The following is a 3,042-nucleotide window of genomic DNA, read 5'->3' as shown; positions in this document are numbered from 1 at the left end:
CCGCGGTGCGCGCTGCCGCTCGTCGGAGTGGCGACCATCGGCTCCGCAGGCCGCGACACGATGATCCGCCCGGTGGACGAGGTCGACATCATCGTGGTCTTCAGCGCGGCCAACAACGCCTGGAAGCGCTTCCGCTGGGACTCCCGCGACCTGCTGCTCTGCGTCCGTAACGCGATCGGCGGCGACCGCATCCAGATGATCGGTAGCCGAGGTCAGGCGATGCGCGTCGTCTACAACTGCGCGCCGGACGTCCACCTGGTGCCCGCCTTCGACCATCCACGGGCGGGCTACGTCATGCCGGACTGTGTCGGCGGCTGGCTGCCGACCCGCCCGGAGCGGCACGCCAGCTGGATGGCGGACGCCGGCCCCCGGGTCGCCTCGGCCGTGCGGCTGCTCAAAGCCTGGAACCGGGTCTGCGGCAGCCGGCTGCGTTCCTTCCATCTGGAGGCGCTCGCCGGCAAGGTTCTGATCAACCGCGGGCTGAACACCCGGCAGGGGCTGGCGGCGGTCTTCCGGCACATCGAGAGCAGGGGGTTCACCGCCTACGACCCCGCGGAGGTCGGCGGTGACCTGTCGACCTACCTGCAGCCGCAGGACGTCGACGCGCTGCGGGAGCCGGTGGCCTTCGCCCGCGCCCACGCCGACGAGGCGGTCGAGGCGGAGCAGGCCGGCCGGCACGAGGATGCGGTCAACCTCTGGCGTCTGATCTTCGGCCTGGAGTTCCCGGCCTTCGGCTGACGGGAGCCCGCGGCCCCGTAGGAGTTCCGGCGGCGGCCGCGTCGCTGTCCGCTTCTCGGACGGCGGCGTCGGTCGCCGTTGTGGGCTGGTCCGGTGGCGGCTTCGCGAGCCGGCTGGGCCACCAGATTTTCGGGCCGATGTCGATGGCGAGCGCGGGGACGAGAACCGAGCGCACCACCAGCGTGTCGAGCAGGACGCCGAAGGCCACCAGGAAGCCGACCTCCGCGAGCTGGACGAGCGGGAGGATGAACAGCGCCGAGAACGTGGCTGCCAGCACGACGCCGGCGGAGGTGATGACGCCGCCGGTGACGGCCAGGCCGTGGCGTACTCCCGGCCGCGTGCCGATTCTCCCGGCTTCTTCCCGGACCCTCGTCATGAGGAAGATGTTGTAGTCGATACCCAGCGCCACCAGGAAGATGAAGCCCAGCAACGGCAGGGCGGGATCGGCGCCGGCGAAGCCGAACAGCCAGTCGTAGGCCAGCGCGCTCGAGCCGAGCGCGGCGAGGAAGGACAGCACAACCGTCGCGATCAGGAGCAGCGGGGTCAGCACCGACCGCAGCAGCAGCCCGAGAACAACGGCCACGACCACCAGCACAGCCGGAATGATGACCTTCCGGTCGTGTACGGAGGCGGTGCGCACGTCCAGGTTCACCGCGGTGTTCCCGCCGACCAGCGCGTCCGCCGCCGGTATCGCGTGGACGGTGTCCCGGAGCTGTCTGATCGTGTCGAAGGACGCCTTCGTGTCCGGCGGCTGCGAAAGAACGACGAGGAACTGCACCAGACCGGCGCCGCGATCGCTTTCCACGACGGTCGCGACCGCAGGATTTCTTGCGATGACGGCGCGTACCTCGTCCGCCCTGGCGGCGTTCACGACAACGTATGCCGGTGCGGTGGTGCCGGCCGGGAAGCTGCGCTGCACGATTTCCTGCCCGGTGACCGAGTCCATCGGCCTGGTGAATCCCTGGTCCTGGCGCAGGCCGGTGTCCAGGTGCACGGTCGCGAACGCGAGCCCGGTCAGCACCAGGACGGCGGCGATCCAGGTCGTGCGCGGCCGGGCGGCGATCGTCGTACCAACCCGTGACCAGGCCCCGGACTCCTCCCGCGCCCGCGCGCCATAGCGGGGGACGAACGGCCAGAACAGCCTCCGTCCGCACACGACCAGGGCCGCCGGCAGCAGCGTCATCATGGTTACCAGTGCCACGGCGATACCGATCGCGCTGACCGGGCCGAGACCCCGGTTGGAGTTCAGCTCGCCCAGGAGCAGGCAGAGCATGCTGATGATGACCGTGGCGGCCGAGGCGACGATCGCCGGTCCGGCCCGGCGGATCGCGACCCGCATCGCCGCGTGCGCATCGCTGTGACGAGTCAGCTCCTCACGGTAGCGAGCGATGAGAAGCAGCGCGTAGTCGGTGCCGGCGCCGAAGACAAGGACCCGCAGAATGCCCGCGCTCTGCCCGTTGACGGTCAGCCCCGCATGCTCGGCCGCGAGATAGACCAGGGCGGTGGCAGTCTGGTCGGCAACGGCGACCGTCAGTAAGGGGATCAGCCACAGGACGGGGCTCCGATAGACGAGCAGAAGGATGACCGCCACCACGCCCGCGGTGACGAACAGCAGCCTGGTCTCCACCCCGCTGAACACGTCGAAGGTGTCCGTCACCAGCCCGGCCGGCCCGGTCAGCGACGTCTGGAGCCCCGGCGGTGCCGCCTCCCGGGCGATCCGCCGGATTTCCTTGACCTTGTCGGTGAACTCCACGACATCAGCGCTCTGAGCGATACTGACGGCCAGTAGCAGCGTATTTCCCCGTGGTGAGGAAATGGGCATGCTGACCGGACGCTCGGAGAACTCGCCGATCCGGCGGCCGACGTCCTCGACCGCTTTCCGGTCGGTAGGCGTCAGCTCAGGGTCACGAGAGAAGACGACGACCGCCGGTACGGAGTCTCCGCCCGGCAGGAGTTTCTGGGCCTCGAGCAGCCTGGTGGACTCGGCCCGCGAGGGCAGGAAGGCCGAGGCCTCGTTCCGCTGCGCGTCGGACAGCCTGAACGCCAGCGGGCTGGCGACGGTCGCGACGACGATCCAGCCAAGCAGAAGCGCCCATTTCAGACGCGGCCCCGCCGACCATGCCACGGCCTGCCAGATCCTGCCCACCGGCCCCCCTGCGCGCTGTCCACGACAACCGATCGTCGCAGGTAGGAGGCCCGCCACGAAAGAGATACGGCCGCCCGGAGAGCCGTCGGCGCCTCCTCGCCCTGTCTCCTGGCGTCATGTCAGCCCACTGGCACCGCCGTGTTTCCCAACGTCACTTC

2 protein-coding genes are annotated in these 3,042 nt (G+C 69.9%); one reads left to right on the top strand and one right to left on the bottom strand.

Going from position 1 to position 3,042, the window contains the following annotated elements; all coding sequences use genetic code 11:
* Positions 1–738 (top strand): SMODS domain-containing nucleotidyltransferase (locus NBW84_RS13455; protein WP_250285053.1); only part of this gene is annotated, 738 nt, incomplete at its 5' end.
* Here the strand turns inward: NBW84_RS13455 and NBW84_RS13450 are convergent.
* Complete coding sequence (locus tag NBW84_RS13450) at positions 689–2,884, bottom strand: MMPL family transporter (protein ID WP_250285051.1); 2,196 nt, start codon at positions 2,882–2,884, stop codon at positions 689–691. The genes NBW84_RS13455 and NBW84_RS13450 overlap by 50 nt on opposite strands.
* Positions 2,885–3,042 lie beyond the last annotated feature (158 nt).

It is taken from the genome of Protofrankia sp. CiP1_Cm_nod2 (assembly GCF_920664355.1).
Taxonomy (GTDB): Bacteria; Actinomycetota; Actinomycetes; order Frankiales; family Frankiaceae; genus Protofrankia.
This window is presented reverse-complemented; position numbering and strand designations above follow the sequence as displayed.